Genomic DNA, 16,644 nt, shown 5'->3' on the forward strand with positions numbered 1-16,644 from the left:
AGACCACCAGCATCCCACCCGTGCAGACGGCGCGTGAGTCATCTCGCGCCGCCTCCCCGGAGTTTGAGTCTTTAGACTGCGCCGCCCTCGTCACCTGGAACGGGAGATGACCGTGAGTCGCTGGCGCAACCTGATCATCGATGCCTGGGGTGCCCTGTCGTACAAACCGGCATTCCGGCTGGCAGCCGAAGGCCGGTCCGGGCGCCTGCCCGGTCACGCCGGAGCGAGCTGGATCCCTGAGGCGGATCGTCGCCGACTGGCCGCCTACACGCTGCTCGCGGCGTACGACAGCAATCAGGCCGCCACCCTGCTCGGCGAGGACGGCGACGACCGACGCGAATATGGTGACGCCTCCCTGATCGTCGACCAGACGCTCAGCCATCTGTTGGGCGAGACCCAGCAGATCGTGGTCGACGGCGCCGAAGAAGACCCCACCGTCCAGCAGCGGGAGAGACTGCTGAGGCAGTGGGCGCAGGCCGAGCAGTTACGGATGCGGATGCAGCACGCCGAGCGCACCGCCGTACTGCTCGGTGACACCGTCTACCTGCTCGCCTGGTCCCGGGCGAAGGCCCGCCCCCTACTGAAGACGATCGACCCCGGCTTCTACTTCCCCGTCCTCCCGGACGGAGCACTCGACGCCGACGAGTATCCCGAGCGCGTCCATCTGGCGTGGGAGGTGCCGAGTGACCCGGCCACCGGCCGGAAGGGAACCCTGCGCCGGGTGACGTACGAGCTGGCCCCCATCGACGATGCCGGCGCGTGGCGTACGTACCCATGGTCGAACGAGCCGAGCACCGTCACCTGCTACCTCACCGACGCCGAATGGGACCTGGACCAGCTCGACCAGACCGGCGACATCGACGCCCTGTCCCTGTCCCGCGCCCGCTTCCGCACCAACGCCGACGGCGAGCTCCTCAACCGCCTCGACCTCCAACTGGACTTCATCCCGGTCATCCACGTCCCGAACACGATCAACGGCGCCGAGCACTACGGCCAGTCCAGCCTCCTGTCCGCCGCGCAACTACTCGACGACCTCGCCGCGGCCGACACCGACAGCCAGCGCGCCTCGGCGACCACCGGCTCACCGATCACCGGCCTGTCCGGGGCGCGGCTGCCCGTCGACCGGAAGACCGGTCAGCCGCTCCCGGTCCAAGTGGAGCCGGGCATGGTCTGGCCGCTCGGCGACACCGGCCAGCTCAGCACGGTCGACACCTCGGCACAGCTCGCCGAACTCCGCGCGTACGTAGAGACGTTGCGTGACCGCCTCTCGGTAGTCACCAGACTGCCGGGCAGCGTGCTCGGTACGGTCCGCCCATCGGAGGTGCCGTCCGGGTACGCGCTGCAGCTCAGCTTCGGCCCGCTCGACGCCATGGTCCGTTCCATGCGGCTGGCCCGGGAAGCGAAGTACCCACTATTGCTGAAGATGGTCCAGCGCCTCTACCAACTCGGCGGCGTACTGCCTCCCGGCGACAATCCCCAGGCCACGATCGCCTTCGGTGCCTACCTGCCCACCGATCTGGCCGCCGCGCTGGAACTGGTTGCTCGCGGGGTGCAGGCAGGGGTTCTCTCGCTGGAGACCGGAGTACGACTGCTGGTGGACGCCGGCTTCCCCATTGAGGACGCCTCCCTTGAGGTGGAACGCATCCAGGCGCGGGCCACTCCATCCGCACAGGACCGGCGGGACGCCGACAGCGCGAAGGACAAGGAAGCAGGCAACAAGCCAGCCGCCTGAACGGGCACACCCGCCAGCCACGGACAGCCGCTACGGGTTAAGCTCCGCGCCGACGCGGGGGCGTCTGGGCGAGGAGTAGCCCATGACCGTACGAACGCAGGGCCACGACGGCCACCCGATCCCGCCGAACCCCGGAGCCTCCTCCGACGACCCCGGTACCGGGCCGGAAGCCCAGGCGGCGACCGAGCAGCCAGTCTCTGCAATGGTCACCATCCCCCAGGACGAACTGTCCCGCCGCTTCGCCCGCGAGAAGGACCAGGGCCGCCGCGCAGGCGTACGTGACCTGCTCGGCCAGCTCGGCTTCGAGTCCGCGAAGGCCCTGACGGAGTACGTCGAAAGCCAGCGCCAGGCCGAACAACAGCAGAAGGCCGCCGAACAGGCGCGCCTCTCCGAAGTGGAGCGCCGCGAACAAGCCGCAGCCGAACGCGAACGGCAAGCCCAGGAACGCGAATCGGCAGCCACAGCGCGCGAGAGGGAGGCAGCGCGCCGAGCCGTGCTGGTCGGCCTGGGAGCCACCGGTACGGAGCTGGAGGACGCCGTCGTACTACTCGCACGCGAACTCGAACCGGACGCCGACAACGCCACCCTGACCCAGGCAGCCGAGGATCTGAAGCAACGCCGCCCCGAACTCTTCGGCGCCCGCGTCCCCCAGGCCCCGGCGCCCCCGCCTTCCGGCAGCCCGTCCAACGTTCCGGGACGCTCCGGCGGCACGCCACCCCAACCGGGCCAGTTCGGACTGGAGATCGCCCGACGCCGGGGTCACCTGAAGAACCCCTGACCCTGAACTGCAGGCACCACGGGACCGCGCCCGATCGGTACAGCCGCCCCTCCGCGGACGACGGCACCACCCGGTGACCGTACGGACTCGCCGCCAACACGGCCTGCCCGAAGGAACCCGACACCCGGCATGGACCTCCAGCCGATCACCTACTCAGAGTCCGCCACCGCCGACCGCCCCTGGCTGGCGTCAACCCACGGCCTCGATACCCCACTCACCATCACCCTCGACACGGCCCTGTTCAAGCAGGGCACCCACTACACACCCCCCGCCCTGAAACAGCCCCGCAACGTCATGCAGGCCGGCATCCCCCTCGGCCGCGTCACCACCACCGGCTTGTACGGCCCCTGGGACCCGGCCGCCACCGACGGCCGCGCCACCTTCACCGGCGTACTCCTCGCCGACGTGCCCTTCACCCCCGGCAGCCCCCGCGCCGGCGCGGCCCTGTTCTGGCACGGCGTAATCGCCGCCGCCCACATCCCAGGCGGCCTCGACGTCTCAACCATCACCGCTTCGACCGCGCAGCTCCACTTCATCTGACCCGCTGCCAATCGCCATTCGCCGACCGCAGATCCGCTCAAGGAGCCCCACCCCCATGCTCGAAACCCTGCTGCGCGACATCGACGCAGCCGACCTCAACGTCTTCGCCCGCACCATCACGACCCCCGCCGACTTCGAACTGACCCGCACGGTCATCCCCGAACGCCGCCTGAACTCCGTCAAGTTCCGCATCAAGAGCAGCAAGCGCCGCGTGAACGCTGCCAAGTTCCGCGCGTACGACGCCCAGACCGCCGTCGCCCGCCGCCAGGCCGAGAAGATCATCACCGAGGGCATGCTGCCGCCCCTCGGCCAGAAGCTCATCGTCGGCGAACTGGAGCAGATCCTCCTCGACACCGCCCGCGGCGCCGACGCCTCCGAGTTCATCGAGCTGCTCTACGACGACATCGAGCGCCACGTCGAGTCCATCCACAACCGCATGGAGCTGGCCGCCGGCGACCTCCTGGTGGACGGCAAGTTCAGCCTGAACGGCGAGAACGGCCTCACTCTGGAAGCCGACTTCGGCGTCCCGCCCGCCAACATGCCCACTGCCGCGAAGCCTTGGTCCGCCCCCACCAGCGACCCGATCGCCGACGAACTCCGCTGGATTGAATACCTCCGCTCCATCGGCGCCCCACTCCCGGCCCGCGTCCTCACCTCCTACAAAGCCCGCGCCACCCTGGCCGCGAACAACGCCTACCGCGCCGCGTACTACGGCAGCGTCAACGGCTCCACCACCCCCACCGCGGTCCTCGCCCCCAACGAGGTCGAGGTCGTCCGCGCCCGCTACAACCTCCCGCCCATCACGGTCTACGACGTCCAGATCTCCGTCGACGACGCCTATCAGCGGGTCATCCCGGAGGACCGCTGGATCCTCCTCCCACCCAACCCCGAGTCCTGGGCGGAAACCCAGTACGGCATCACCGCCGAGTCCCTGGTCCTCTCCTCCGGCACCAAGCCGGCCATCACCCGCCAGGACGCCCCCGGCATCGTCATCACCGCCGACTACCAGGACGACCCGGTCCAGGTCTGGACGAAGGGCGCCGCGGTCGCGATGCCGGTCATGTACGTCCCCGACATCCACATCACCGCGAAGGTCCTGTGATGCCAGCCGCCCGCACCCTCGCCACCGCGGTCTTCGTCACCGACCCGAAGACCCACGAGACGCTGCTCCTCCAGCCCGGTTCAGAGGTCAGCGATCCAGCGATCACCGAGCAGATCACCCACCCGGACGCCTGGGCACCGGAGCCGCCTCGACAGTCCCGCCGCGGAAAGGCGGAAGCGGCGTGAGCCTCACCGACGCCGAATACGCCTACCTTCGCTCCGAACTCGGCGAAGCCGACCGCACCGATTTGGATGCCCGCCACCGGCGGCTCGGCAGCCTCAGCGCCGCCGTGCTCGAGGTGCTCCGCGAGCGAAAGGCGGCTCTGGTGGCTGATCCCCTCAATGTCACGGTCCAAGGCGTCGCCACGGTGAACAATGCTGAGAACGTCAAAGCGCTTGAACGCCAGATCACGACCTTGGAGAAGGTGGCCACGGAGGGAGACGACTGTATGAAGCCCGTTAAGCTGCGGCGCTGCAGAACTCGCTGACCTTCGCAGTTCGTGGGCGTCGTAGCATCCGGAGTCGGCGGTTCGTCCGGCTGAAGTCTGTCCGATAGAGGTGCCATGAACGCCCCGGTCGCTGTATCCGGAGTCGTCCGGCGGGTGCTGTGTGCGGTCTTGCTCAATCCACCCCTGCGCCCCGCAGTGGACACGATCTCGCACCGCAATCTCCTCGCCGCGCTACCACTAACCGGCTGCACCGAATTAAGACTGACCAATCTGATCGATCTACCGTCCAAGGACCAGAGACAGCTGGCCAGCTTCACCGTGACTGAGCAGGACCTTGCCAGGTCCCGTCAGCAGCTGTCAGCGGCGATTCACGGGGCCGATGAGATCCTGTTTGCCTGGGGCACCGGGAAGATCGCTGGCGCCGCGGGCAGTCTCCTTAAGGAACAGGCCGAGTGGGTGCGAGCGCACGTGGGCAGCTGCGGGGTATCGGAGGTCTGGATGGTCGCCGGCACACCGAGGCATCCGTCGAGATGGCGCCAGTTCGTCGGCCCGGAGAAGAGACGTGTCGAGGGAAGCTCATTCGAAGAGCGGCTGGCCAAGGTGCTGACCAGCCATGAATCGAGGGCCCTTCCGCAAGGATCGAATCGCCGGTCTGGTGACTGACGAGAACCGTGTGCTTGGTTGCCGCCGGTCTGGGACCGACGGCAACCGAGCACCTTGGGCGCCTACTCGTCTTCGAAGCCGTACTGCTCGAACTTCAACGTGCGCGCGTTCTCGGTGACGACACGGACCTTGTCGTCCGGGTAGCCGTCCTTGCTATATGCCTCTATCTCCAGCCGGATCCGTACCTCTGCGCCGGGGACGGATCGCAGGTGCGGCAGGATCTCCTCGACGAATTTCGCGAAGTCACGGCCGCTTCGCTCCGCATCCACCGGATATGAGCCGAAGAACCGGACGTTGCGAGTTAGCTCCTCTTCTGGGGGCGTCGGGGTCGCTGGCGGCGTGGAGATTTCGGCGGGGCCTACTTCACTGGAAGTACCGGCGTTATCCGAGCCAGACTCACTGGCCGCTTGTGTGGCGGCTCCCCGAGCTGCTGCCCTACGGGAGGCTTCGGCTAGGTCGCGTTGCCGCTGTTCGTTTGCCCGTTCAGGTGTGACCAGCAGCGTGGCATCGGTGGGCATGCCGAAGGAATCCTGCATGGGGAGGGAAAGGCCGACGTAGGTGCCGTTGGACTCGTCGTACCCCTCGGCGAGAGCAAAGCCCTCCGCCTCCCAGGTGATTCCCTCTGACAGCACGGACAAGACGCACTGGTCGAGCACAGACCTATCCCGAAGGCGCATCAGATATGGGTGCTTGCGGTAGTAGCCCCAGAGCGCGCCAAGCGAAATGTGCCCGGGCTCCCAGACTGCCCGCAAGTGTGAGTCCAGATCCCGGCGGAGGTTGGGAGCGCCGAAGACCGTGGTGAACAGCCCTTCGCGGACCAATACTTTGGAGGCTCGCACGGCGAGCCGGTCCTCACTGCCCTCGCAGCGGATCGGGCTGAGCACATACTCCTTGTCACCACGGGGCTGCTCCGGCACGATCAGCCAGGTGTACGTCCCCGAGATCCGGAGATTGACTGTCTCATCCGCTTGAGCACATCGACTCTCGGCCAAACTGGCCTGCTGCGCAGTGAGGTTCAGACCAGCTTCTCCGCGCTGCGCGTATGCATCCTTCCAAGCGAGGTAGTCGCGCACGGCGTCGTCGAGTTCCTGGAGGCGCCGCTCGTCAGGAGCGAGGAACGCCAGCTGGTTCACATTCACACGCGTGGCAGTGCCGCGTTGCCTGAGGCATTTCTTGATGAAGTCCAGCGCCTTGGTGTCCTTCTGCCCCTTAGTGTGGAAGAACTTCGGGTGTAGGAGGACTAGGCGGGCTTCTTCGAGATCCGGTACGTCGATGCTGCCTTCTGGAGCGGTATGGACGCGCGCGAAGTCTCCTGATGGTTGCCTCTGTTTGCGGTTAAGGCGATCGGCGATCTCTGCCCACACTTCTTCGGGGCGCTCGCGCAGGGCTTCGGCATGGTCCTGAACGTGGCGGGTGATCGACGCCTGGGTGCTGTAGTAATAGCGCCCACTCTCCGGATAGAAGAACGTGGTGCGCTGACTAAGCAAGTCCAGTGCAGAGCCAAAGTTCCCGATGGTGTCGCCCGGTACAGCTGTGCCTAGCCATACGTATTGTCGGTCGATTCCTTTGTGATCGCTTCGCAGCGTGGGCGCGGAGCCGAAATACACAGTGCGGGCGAGACGGCGGGTGAGGCGCCGCTGGCCAAAGGTAGTGCGCTCCTCGTCGATCCTGACGGGCACGGAACTCTCTCCGTCGACGTCAGTGGAGATGATGACCTTCCACTCATCGTCGAGGTACTGATTGAGCTCACTAACGACCTTTGCATTCTGGAGAGGAATCGAACCCGGCATGATGAGCGGTCCAGGATCGTTCGCCTCCCACAGAGCATGGACGACGGTGCTCATCATGCGCAGCACACCTCGGGTGCGCTGGAACCGCTCCAGGGTCGACCAGTCTTTGTAGAGGCGGTCGAAGAGCTCGGGGTGTATCGGGTAGGCGGCCTTGATCCGGTCTTCGTAGGCCGGCTCGGAGCATTCGCGAGGGAACTCGCCATGCTTCGAACGGTAGAAGTCGACAAACTGCCGTGCCACGGCGGCGATTTCAGCCTTGCCGTCGGCGTCGGTCTCTTCGAAGAGCCGACGCCGGACGATCTCGAAGGATTCCCGGGCAGTGGCAGGCTGCCAGGGGTCGGCCACGCGCCCGACGACATTCCGCAGTCGTTTGAGGGCCGCTTGGCCGTGCAGACCGCCTGTCTCCAGATCGCTGGCTCCGGTCGAATCGGTGTCGCTGCCGTCTGCCTTATGAGACGCCGGAATGGAGACGACCAGCAGTGCGCCGGGTACAGCCTTAACTGATTCGGTCAGGGTCTGGGCGAATGTGAACTGGCTGTCGAAGGTACCAGCGGGAAGGTCATCCCTTCCATACAACTCACGGGCGTAGGCGACCCATTCGTCGATCAGGATGAGGCAGGGACCGTAGTCGGCGATCAGTTCCTGCAAGGCCCGGCCGGGGTTGGTGCCGGCTTCGTCATCCTCCGCAATCCGGTCGTAGGCTTCCCGCCCGCCAAGCTGCCAGGCCAACTCGCCCCAGAGGGTGTTGACGTGAGTGCCGTCGTCCTTGGTGTGTCCCTTGGCGGCGCTGAACCGATTGCCGACGAGCGTAACTCGCTTCACCGGGCCCACGGAATCCCAGGCGACATCGGAGTCTGCGATCAGATCATGGAGTTCCTGTGGGAAGTCAGCGAGAGGGGTCCCGGACGCAAGGTGGTACAGCGCCAACATAGAGTGGGTCTTGCCGCCACCGAAGTTGGTCTGGAGATTGATGACAGGGCTGGCGTTGGAGTTTCCGGAAAGGCGATTAGCCGCCCGGGTAAGCAGGTCACGCAGGCCCGCCGTAAGGTAGGTGCGTTCAAAGAAGCGGACGGGATCGGTGTACTCTTCGCCCCCCTCGTTGCGCTTCACCCCATCCAGGTCGGCGGCAAATTCTGCAGATGCGTAATTGCCGGATGCTACGTCTCGGTGCGGGCGCACCACTTCGCGCCAAGGCTTGATGCTCTGGCCCTTGACCATTCCAGGAACGCCCACCGCTGCGCGGGCCGACTCCTTCACTGCCTCGCGGGTCTCGGTCTCGTACATGGCCCGTATAAGGTTCTGCTTCTCCTTGCGGGCAGCGGCCGCCCGATCGGTGTCACCGGCAGCGGTCAGCAATCGCTCAATCAGGTCCAGGACGTGGGCAGCATCCTCGGGGCTGTAACGCTCGTTGTGCGCCCACTTATTGCGATGGTCTCGCAGGAGGGAGGCAATGGACTGCTCACCGCGGGAGAGCCTGTCCTTGAATCCGGCCCGCCACTCCTCGGTGATCACCTTGAGGAGCACGGCCGGGTCGGACTTCGAATAGACCCGATTCGTCCCGAATTTCTGATTGTCGCGAGCCTCGAGAACCTTGAGCCAATCGGCTCCCTCGGGTGTCGCAGCCGTCATGATCTCGTTGACGAAGGGTTCCAGTCCCTGTGCCAACAGTTCGAATCCGCGATTGACACGGTCACGGTTGCTGGTTGCCATCGTCTGTCCTCGTCCCCGTCTTCATCGTCTTGGTGATGGTGTCTATGGGTGGCTACGCGGCCACGGCAGTTATTCCTCGTCGAATGTGAACCCATCCTGGACGGGCGCGTGTGCCAAGGGTGCCTGCTTTCGCGCAGTGGCCGTCAGGTCCGACCAGGACTGTCCAAGTCCGTTGAAGAGGATCGCGTCCTGGACCAGACCACGCTTCTCGCAGATCGCGAAGAGCAGGTATGCCAGTTCCTGGGCGACGTCCATGTCGACGCGCGTGCGGGCCGTGGTCATGAGCTTGGCCGCTGTGTCGCCCCCTTCCTCGTCCAGCGCCTTGGCGAGGTGAAGGACCACCTCCCAAAGGCTGATGCGCTCGTTCGCCTCCGGGTGCCAATCGGAGGGCAACTCAGAGAAAGGAAGCAATTTTGCCTTGCCAGCGACGGCTCGGAAGATGCCGCCGCGCTGAACTCCCTCGACAGAGGTGTTGCGTCCTCGCGCAAGGTTGTCGGCGTCGCCGAAGGAACCCTCGCCCCAGCCGAAGTTTTTGAACCACTGAACGCAAAATCGAGTGTCTGAATCGAAGTCGCCTTCTTGCTCGGACAGAACTTCGTCCAGGATCTGATTGATCAGCGTGAGTGCAGTACGTACACGCATGGGTTGGCCATCGGATTCGAGTACCTGTGCATAGCGAGAGAAGACGGCCATGCCGGGCCCGATGGCGGCCTGCGCAAGGTCGACCGGGGCAATGGCGCCTTGCTGTAGTTCGCTGAGCTTCTGGGGCATCTCCTCTTTGAGGGCCGCAAGGAATGCCCGCCGAGTGATCGTGTCGGCAGTCTCCGGACGGGGGCGGCAGGCCAGGACAATTGACGAGGCTAGGGCATTACTCCCAACATTCCTCATTCGATTTCCGAGTTCCGTCCGCATCGGCCAAGTCCCTGTGACAGACCAGCCAGCCCAGAGCATGCCCTCGAGCAATGTTTCCCAGCCAGTAGACGCCTTTCCCGAGTCGTCTGACTCGGACTGCTTAAATGCATAAAATACAGTTGTTGGAAGGTCTCGTGGGCCGCCCGCGCGGATCTGGGAGAATACCTGACGGAATCCATCCTCGAAAAAATCTTCCGCTTCCGCCGGATTTTCATGCCTGAACGGATCGGCTACCAGCTCGTCAAACTTAGGCGTGAGGAGTGTGCTGGCGAGCCTCGGGAAGAACGGATATAGTGATCGCCTCAGCCAGATATAGAAAAAGTCCGACAGATCTGCATATCCGACATTGTCATAGTACGGGGGGTCGGTGGATACGAGGACACCAGAATAGTCGCGTGTGGAGGCGTTTGCCTGTCGGACCGATCCATGGCCGGCTGGCAGTGCGTCGAGCACTCGGCCAACCCATTCAAAGCTCTCAGCAATATTTCCGGACGAATTGCTGAAAAAATTCCCCTCAGCGAAATCCCAGGCCATTGCAAGAGCCTGGCGCGAGAAGACCCCGCGTACTTGTTCTTTCGAGGCGCTGGAGTCCCACGTTGATACGGAAGAATGCCGATCCGTAATGCGCACTGTGGCTGCAGCCAAGTAGATAGCAATGGCATCGGCGTACGCTTCAGCGCCATCCCCTCCATCCTCGAGCCCATCCCCAGGGAGAAGCCCGGCTGAGATTGCATCCTTGAGCACTCGTTCGCGGGCTTCACGGACCAGGATGCTAAAAGTCGTGAGCGCAGTTAGCTGGCGATTGGTGAATAGGTCGGCGTGATGTGTCATTCCGTAGTTCGGAGTAGTCAAATAGCGCGGATTGTGAGGGATGTCCGTATCTGGAAAATCGGCTGGTCGTGGGATCCTGGCCGCTTGCTCGTGTTCGTCATCTGGAGGGAGATAGATTCGTCGCCTCTTCCCTTCTGCAGCGATCGCCATTAGTCGCTGGCCGATCCGACCGGCTTTCCCCTCCTCGCGCACATACGCCAACGGCGCAGTATCTCCGCAACCAGTGCACACTGCACCCGTACGCTGCACAGTGCCATCTGTGCCTTTCTTAGGGGCCAGCTTGAGGTCGTGACTAATCATGAAAGTGACACGCCCATCTTCGACTCGAGGGACGACGTACGCCTCCTTGTCCCTCTTCTTTCCTAGCCACCAGGACTTGACCAATGGCATCTGAATGCCACACGCAGGGTTCGGGCATCGGACGGTCCTCGCCCAGATCCAGGCGATGACGTTGGCTTCGCCTCCATCCTCAAGCTTGGCTTTCGGGTAGAGGTGACCGATCCGTTTCTGTGCTTCGCTGCACATCCACCTGCCGTAGCGACGCACGTCCTCTGACAGACCCGTGGCCTTCGGCCACATTCCCTCGGCTCGACTGTCCTTGCTCAGCTTTTCCTCGGCAGCGCCAGGAAACACGGGCGGCTGGTCAGCCCACTTTGAGGGAATCTCAATCAGGGCCTTGTTGATCAGTACTGGCACCGGATTGAGGTCTGATGCGTGAGCTTCCAGGCCCAGCCGCTGGGCTTCCAGCGGGATCGAGCCGCCACCCGCGAAGGGATCAAGAATCGGCGGTGGGTTGCCATCCGTGGACTTGAGGATCTCCTCATGGGCTAGGCGCAGCAGTGCCTGGTCTGTCGTGTTCTCCCAGACGACAAGGCGCTCAATGAGGCGGAACAGTCGTTGCCGCTCGGCGGCAACTGCTTCTTCTGACGGGAACTTGTCGGGGTGTGAGGAAGGATCGTCTACGAGCTGAGCGAAGAGCACGGCGCGGCACGCAGCGAGCGGACGGCGAGCCCACCACAGGTGGAGCGTAGACGGGTGCCCGTGCCGGATGGATTTCTCTCGCGCGGATTCGCGATTGATCACTTCCAGCGGCAGCGCAACCTCGATCAGTTTGCGCTTGGGTGTGGTCGTCATGCAGGGCGCTCTTCTCTTCGGGCTAAGCGGGCGGTGCGGGGCGGCTGGAATCGCTTCGCGGAAGGATCAGCTCAGTCGTCCAGTATGGCCTGTACTGCTGACAAGCGTCCCACCTTCGACTTACCTCGCTTCTTCCCCAGCCGTGACGCAGATCAATGAGGGTGTGTCCCCTGCTCCCACATGCGCTTCCAGTGGAAGACGAACTTGGTCACGTTGAAGTCGTCCGTGCTCGTCTCCCGGAAGGGGCGGGTCAAATACCGCACATCGTCGTGCTCCGGTCCATCGGGGGAGACCGAGACCAGAGCGAGGCGGTACTGATCGCCGACATTCTTGGCGTGCAGGACCTCGTTGCGGGTGATCGTGAAGTCGTCGGCTCCGGCGATCCGGCCCTTGACCTCCAGGTGGACCACACCCTTCCCATCCGCAGTCCAGGATCGGAGGTCGAATCCCTTGTTGTTCGGCGGCATCTCCTCGGGCTGACGGCCAAGCCGTTGCTCCGCTTCGATCACCGTCATGATGGCCCGGCGCTCAACAGCAGCTGTATCACGCGTGACGGCAGTGATCTCTGCCGAGTCCACGGGCCGACCGAGCAAGCGGTCGACGAGTCCTTGCGGCAGCACGAGCGCCCCGCCTGCAACATGGGGCGGACGCGGCAGAAGGCGTTCGTCAAGGTCCAACTCGAGCAGCCGCCGCTTCAAACGCTCTTCCAGATCGCTCGCGCGGCGCAGTGCGGTCTCGGGGCGCAGCTTCAACTTGCGCCCCTGACTCTGTGCGTCGAGGAGCTCGAGATGGCGGGCGTACCAGAAGTCGATCTCCTGGGTAAGGCGCTGCCTTACCTGTTCACGGGTGCGCTGGATCTCGGGCAAGATCCGGCCCCGTACAGACTGGAGGTGCTCGTGGACGGCGTGGTCAGCGGCCCAAGCGATGGCCGTCTCCTCCAGCCCGTCGGCCAGCCACGACTGTGCAGCGAACCGGGCAGCTTCTTCGGCAACCGGATCCGCTTCCTCTGCCGCCGGGGGGTCATAGTCCAGGTAGGGGGCAGGGCCAGCCGGGACCGTCGAGCCGTCGGAGGTGAGCTCGACGAAGTCGAAGCGCTTGCTGACGACTCTCGGCCGGGGGCGGCCGTCGGTGATCTCCTGAGTTAGGGCGACGAGAAGGCGTGGCGTCTGGCCAGTGTCGGTGCGGTCGATGAGGACGCTTCCCGCTTTGAGTACAGCAGCGTGTCGCTCGACCGTGACATCGACGACCGCGTCCATCAGCGGGTGCCCCGGCGCGAGCAAGGCCGCCTCTGCGCGGCCTCGTCTGCGTATCAGATCCCGGTCGAAGACGATTCGTTCGTACCGCCGCAGCACGGGGGCCGCGAGTCCATGGTTCGGCGAGCGGTTCAACAGCACTGCTGGGACGTTCGTGATCTCGAAGCGGCCGGCTTCCCGTTTTGCCAGCCGTCCGCCGAGCTCCGTGAAGGCAGCGCGGAAGAATGCCTCGACGTAGTGGGGTTGGAGTCGCCGGGCACGGGCTTCTTCCAGACGTAGCCGGGTCTCGGCTACTTCGGTTTCACCCAGCAGGTCACTGTGAAGGGCTCGCTCGGCCAGCAGCTCATCGAGCCCTTCGCCGACTGTGTGATCGATGACCTGATCCAAGCGGGCGCGGACCTCTGGCTGATCGCCGTAGCGGACGGCTTCCATGAGGAGGCGGTGCAGTGGCTGTTCCTCGAAGGCTTCGCCGAGCACGTCGAAGACCTGGCCACGGTAGGCCCGGCGCTGGTGTTCGATCTTGTCCAGGAGGCGCTGAAAGACGGCGCCCTCACGAGTGTCGGCGGCGACGAGATTCCACAGGTGGCACACCTCGGTCTGGCCGATCCGATGGATGCGGCCGAAGCGCTGCTCGATCCGGTTCGGGTTCCACGGAAGGTCATAGTTGACCATCAGATGGGCGCGCTGGAGGTTGAGACCTTCGCCTGCTGCGTCGGTGGCCACGAGGACACGGACGTCGCGCTCCTGGGTAAACAGCTCCTGGACGCGGCGTCGCTCCTCCCGTCGTACGCCGCCGTGGATCAGCTGGACCGCTTCGTTCTGGCCAAGGAGGCTCCGGATGCGCTCAACGAGATAGTGGAGGGTGTCCCGGTGCTCGGTGAAGATGATGATCTTGCGAGGATTGCCGTCCTGGTCGCGGATCTCGTCTCGGTCCTGCAGCAGGGTGCGAAGTTCGCTCCACTTGCGGTCAGTGCCAGAGAGCCGGACCCGGGAGGCTAGTTGGACAAGCTCACCGAGCTGGTTGATTTCCACCGTGAGCTCGGCGGCGGTTCGGGCTGCGGTGGCTGCGTCCAGGACTTCTTCCTCAAGCTCCTCGAGTTCTCTGCCGTCCAGATCGTCAAGACGCTCTTGCCAATCGCCATCGCCGTTCATGGCACTCAGGCGGCCGGTGAGGTCAGGATCTTCCGACCGACCGCGCCCGATCGGGCCCTCCAGCATGTCTCGATGACGACGAACCAGGCGTTCGCGGCGCCGTTCCAAAGACCGGAGAATCGCCTCGGGGCTCGAAGCCAGACGGCGCTGGAGAACAGTGAGGGCGAAGCCGACGGTGTTCCCTCGGCGCCCATCGCCAGCTGCCCGGAGCCTGTCCGCACGGTTCATTTCGTTGCGGACGTACTGAGTGACGGCTTCGTACAGCTCATGCTCGGCAGGAGACAGCTCGTACGGCACGGTGTAGGCGCGGCGTTCGGGAAAGAGCGGTTTCCCCTCGAAGGTGAGGAGGCCCTCCTTTACCATGCGGCGCATCAGCCCACCCGTGTCGAGCGAGTGGACTCCCTCGCGGTACTTGCCCTCGAACCGATCGGAGTCGAGTAGAGCGAGGAAGAGCTGGAAGTCGTCTTCCTTGCCTGCGTGGGGGGTCGCGGTCATCAAAAGGAGATGGCGGGCGATACGGCCCAGCAGCTGGCCGAGCTGGTACCTCCGGGTCGCATTGAGTTTGTTGCCGAACCAGCGGGCGGACATGCGGTGGGCTTCATCCACGACCACCAGGTCCCAGTCAGTGTCGTGGAGTTGTTCCAGAAGTTCCTCCGACCGGGACAGCTGATCCATACGTGCGATGAGTCGAGGGTGATGCTCGAAGACGCTGCTGTCCGGAGTCGAGTCGACGAGGGGACGTGTTAGCAGTTCAAACCGCAGGCCGAACTTGTCGAGCAGCTCGTCTTGCCACTGCTCGACCAGCGAGCCAGGTGCGATGATCAGGCAGCGTTCCAGATCACCGCGAAGCAGCAGTTCCTTCACATACAGTCCGGCCATGATGGTCTTGCCGGCGCCGGGATCGTCCGCGAGCAGGAAGCGCAACGGTGTGCGGGGCAGCAGTTCTCCGTACACAGCGCGGATCTGGTGAGGCAGCGCCTCGAGGTCAGATGTGGTGACGGCGAGCATGGGGTCGAAGAGCCCCGCCATGCGGAGTCGCAGGGCCTCGGCTGCCAGGCGGAAGGCAGCAGGGGAACCCGTGAATCCGGTGCGGACGGCGGGCGCATGGAGGGTGAGGTTCGCCTCGTGCTCTCGATAGAGAAACACGCTACCGAAGCTGCCGGACTCGTCTCGGTAGACGACCTCCATCGCGCTGCTGCCGCGCCAATCCGCCCGTACCACGGTGGCCGGACCAGAAGCCGTCAAGCCACTGATGCGCGCGCCCGGAGTCAGCTCCTCCAGCCGTACCCCAACCGGATAGACGCCCGGGGCCACAGGCTGTGGTCTGCCATCGCCGACCCCGTTGCTTGGCATACAGCCTCCCTGCCAATACGACCGCGATCAACACTAATGCCTGCCGGACTCCGACAGTGAGGGCTGCAGGAATCGCGTGACTGAGGTTGCTCAGTCCCTGATCTCTTCGACCGTGCAGCTCTGGACACGTACGAGAGTCCAGCGGTTACCGGAACGCTCCAGGTCGCCTTGGACTAGCACTTCCTGCCCATCCAAGTGTGCTCGGCCCACGCGGTTGTAATCCGGAGCTGTCAGTTCGACGTGGACCCTCATCGCACGACTCGTGGGCTGGTCCTCTGGGCGACCCAATAGAATCACCGAACCTGGTCCAGCGGTCGGAACACGCTCCATCTTGGTAACAAACCCCCGCACGGAGACCCCCTGCCGGCCGAAACGGTCACGGAGGTACTCCGCACCGAGCTGGAGTTGCTCAATGACTTCAGGCTGAAACCGGAGAATGCCCGATGGCTGTTCCATCGGCAGGCTGCTTGCCCAAGCGGCTCTTAACTCGAAGGGCACCTTCCCGTGAGAGGAAAGCTCAGCGAGTGCTTCACAGACATTCGCTGAGAGGCCGCGTTCAGCATGCTCTGCGAAAGCTGAAAGGTCCCCGGAGTTGATCATTGCGTGTTCGGCAGCCGTACGTGCGGCGGCGGCGCCATCGTAAAACGCAGTCGAGACCCGCCGAGCGAGGGGGGCTCCGCCGTAGCGGCCCTGCGAGTCGAGCGACAGTTGCTCCGGAACCCCTGCGTTCAGGGGAACCTCGGCGGTCAAGATGTAGCTCCCTGGCTGGGCCAGGCCCAGGAGCACCCGGCGGCTTAGGAATTCGTACACCTGATTCGGCTTGCGGCCGGGCTCGACTGGTCGCGGCTGCTGGTTCTCGAGCCAGGTGGTGGCTCGATACGTGGCGCTGACGAATAGGTCCCTTAGGCTGGCCACGGCCCGGCTGCCCTCGGAGAGCCAGACAGTGCCAGAGGCGAGCCCCTCGGGCATAAGCCGTACATAGTGCACATCGGTCATGGCCTGCCCGATGTCGCGAAGGATCGTTGATGGCTCTCGGTCCTCGACGACGGCCAGAGTGTCGAACAGGTAGCGCAGCTGCCGCACGTAGTCAGTGAGGCGCGGGTCCTTGGGCAGCAGAACATCCAAGATGCCGTCCGCCAGCTCTGTGGCCCACACCTCAGCACGCTGCTGATCGTCGGCGAGATACCAACCTTGTGCGCCCAAGTACCGACGGAGTAGTTCAGGGCTTAGAGAACGCAGAGCGTGC

Annotated in this window: 11 protein-coding genes; 7 read left to right on the plus strand and 4 right to left on the minus strand. The window is 64.5% G+C overall.

The window, feature by feature from the left end:
• Positions 1-106 precede the first annotated feature (106 nt).
• The 7 genes from OHT21_RS18305 to OHT21_RS18335 all read left to right on the plus strand — a co-directional run bounded on the left by OHT21_RS18305 (position 107) and on the right by OHT21_RS18335 (position 5,263).
• Complete coding sequence (locus OHT21_RS18305; RefSeq protein ID WP_328769397.1) at positions 107-1,732, plus strand: hypothetical protein; 1,626 nt, start codon at positions 107-109, stop codon at positions 1,730-1,732.
• An 82-nt stretch (positions 1,733-1,814) separates the two neighbouring features.
• The gene (locus OHT21_RS18310; RefSeq protein WP_328769398.1) at positions 1,815-2,510 is read left to right on the plus strand and encodes a hypothetical protein; all 696 of its coding nucleotides are present in this window, start codon (positions 1,815-1,817) and stop codon (positions 2,508-2,510) included.
• Between the two features lie 129 nt (positions 2,511-2,639).
• Complete coding sequence (locus OHT21_RS18315) at positions 2,640-3,050, plus strand: head decoration protein (RefSeq protein WP_328769399.1); 411 nt, start codon at positions 2,640-2,642, stop codon at positions 3,048-3,050.
• Positions 3,051-3,105: 55 nt separating this feature from the next.
• On the plus strand, positions 3,106-4,152 hold the full coding sequence (locus OHT21_RS18320) for a major capsid protein (RefSeq protein WP_328769400.1): 1,047 nt from the start codon (positions 3,106-3,108) through the stop codon (positions 4,150-4,152).
• Positions 4,152-4,337 carry a hypothetical protein gene (locus OHT21_RS18325; protein ID WP_328769401.1) on the plus strand — a complete coding sequence of 62 codons (186 nt, stop codon included), beginning with the start codon at positions 4,152-4,154 and terminating at the stop codon, positions 4,335-4,337. Before OHT21_RS18320 ends, OHT21_RS18325 begins: the two co-directional genes overlap by 1 nt.
• The gene (locus OHT21_RS18330; RefSeq protein ID WP_328769402.1) at positions 4,334-4,639 is read left to right on the plus strand and encodes a hypothetical protein; all 306 of its coding nucleotides are present in this window, start codon (positions 4,334-4,336) and stop codon (positions 4,637-4,639) included. The genes OHT21_RS18325 and OHT21_RS18330 overlap by 4 nt, the downstream gene beginning before the upstream one ends.
• Positions 4,640-4,714: 75 nt before the next feature.
• Positions 4,715-5,263 (plus strand): DUF1643 domain-containing protein, encoded by a 549-nt coding sequence (locus OHT21_RS18335; RefSeq protein ID WP_328769403.1) that lies wholly within the window; start codon positions 4,715-4,717, stop codon positions 5,261-5,263.
• A 62-nt stretch (positions 5,264-5,325) separates the two neighbouring features.
• On the opposite strand, the gene OHT21_RS18340 is transcribed toward OHT21_RS18335, so the two are convergent.
• From OHT21_RS18340 to OHT21_RS18355, 4 genes are all read right to left on the minus strand, one after another.
• Positions 5,326-8,763, minus strand: a complete 3,438-nt coding sequence (locus OHT21_RS18340) for a Swt1 family HEPN domain-containing protein (RefSeq protein WP_328769404.1) — start codon at positions 8,761-8,763, stop codon at positions 5,326-5,328.
• A gap of 69 nt (positions 8,764-8,832) precedes the next feature.
• Positions 8,833-11,640, minus strand: coding sequence for a DUF1156 domain-containing protein (locus tag OHT21_RS18345; RefSeq protein WP_328769405.1), 2,808 nt, complete (start codon positions 11,638-11,640; stop codon positions 8,833-8,835).
• A gap of 152 nt (positions 11,641-11,792) precedes the next feature.
• Positions 11,793-15,359, minus strand: coding sequence for a helicase-related protein (locus OHT21_RS18350; RefSeq protein WP_328769406.1), 3,567 nt, complete (start codon positions 15,357-15,359; stop codon positions 11,793-11,795).
• A 129-nt stretch (positions 15,360-15,488) separates the two neighbouring features.
• A complete protein-coding gene (locus tag OHT21_RS18355) occupies positions 15,489-16,601 on the minus strand; it encodes a hypothetical protein (protein WP_328769407.1) in 1,113 nt (370 codons plus the stop codon).
• Between the last annotated feature and the right edge of the window lie 43 nt (positions 16,602-16,644).

Origin of the sequence: Streptomyces sp. NBC_00286, from assembly GCF_036173125.1 — a bacterium.
Taxonomy (GTDB): domain Bacteria; phylum Actinomycetota; class Actinomycetes; order Streptomycetales; family Streptomycetaceae; genus Streptomyces.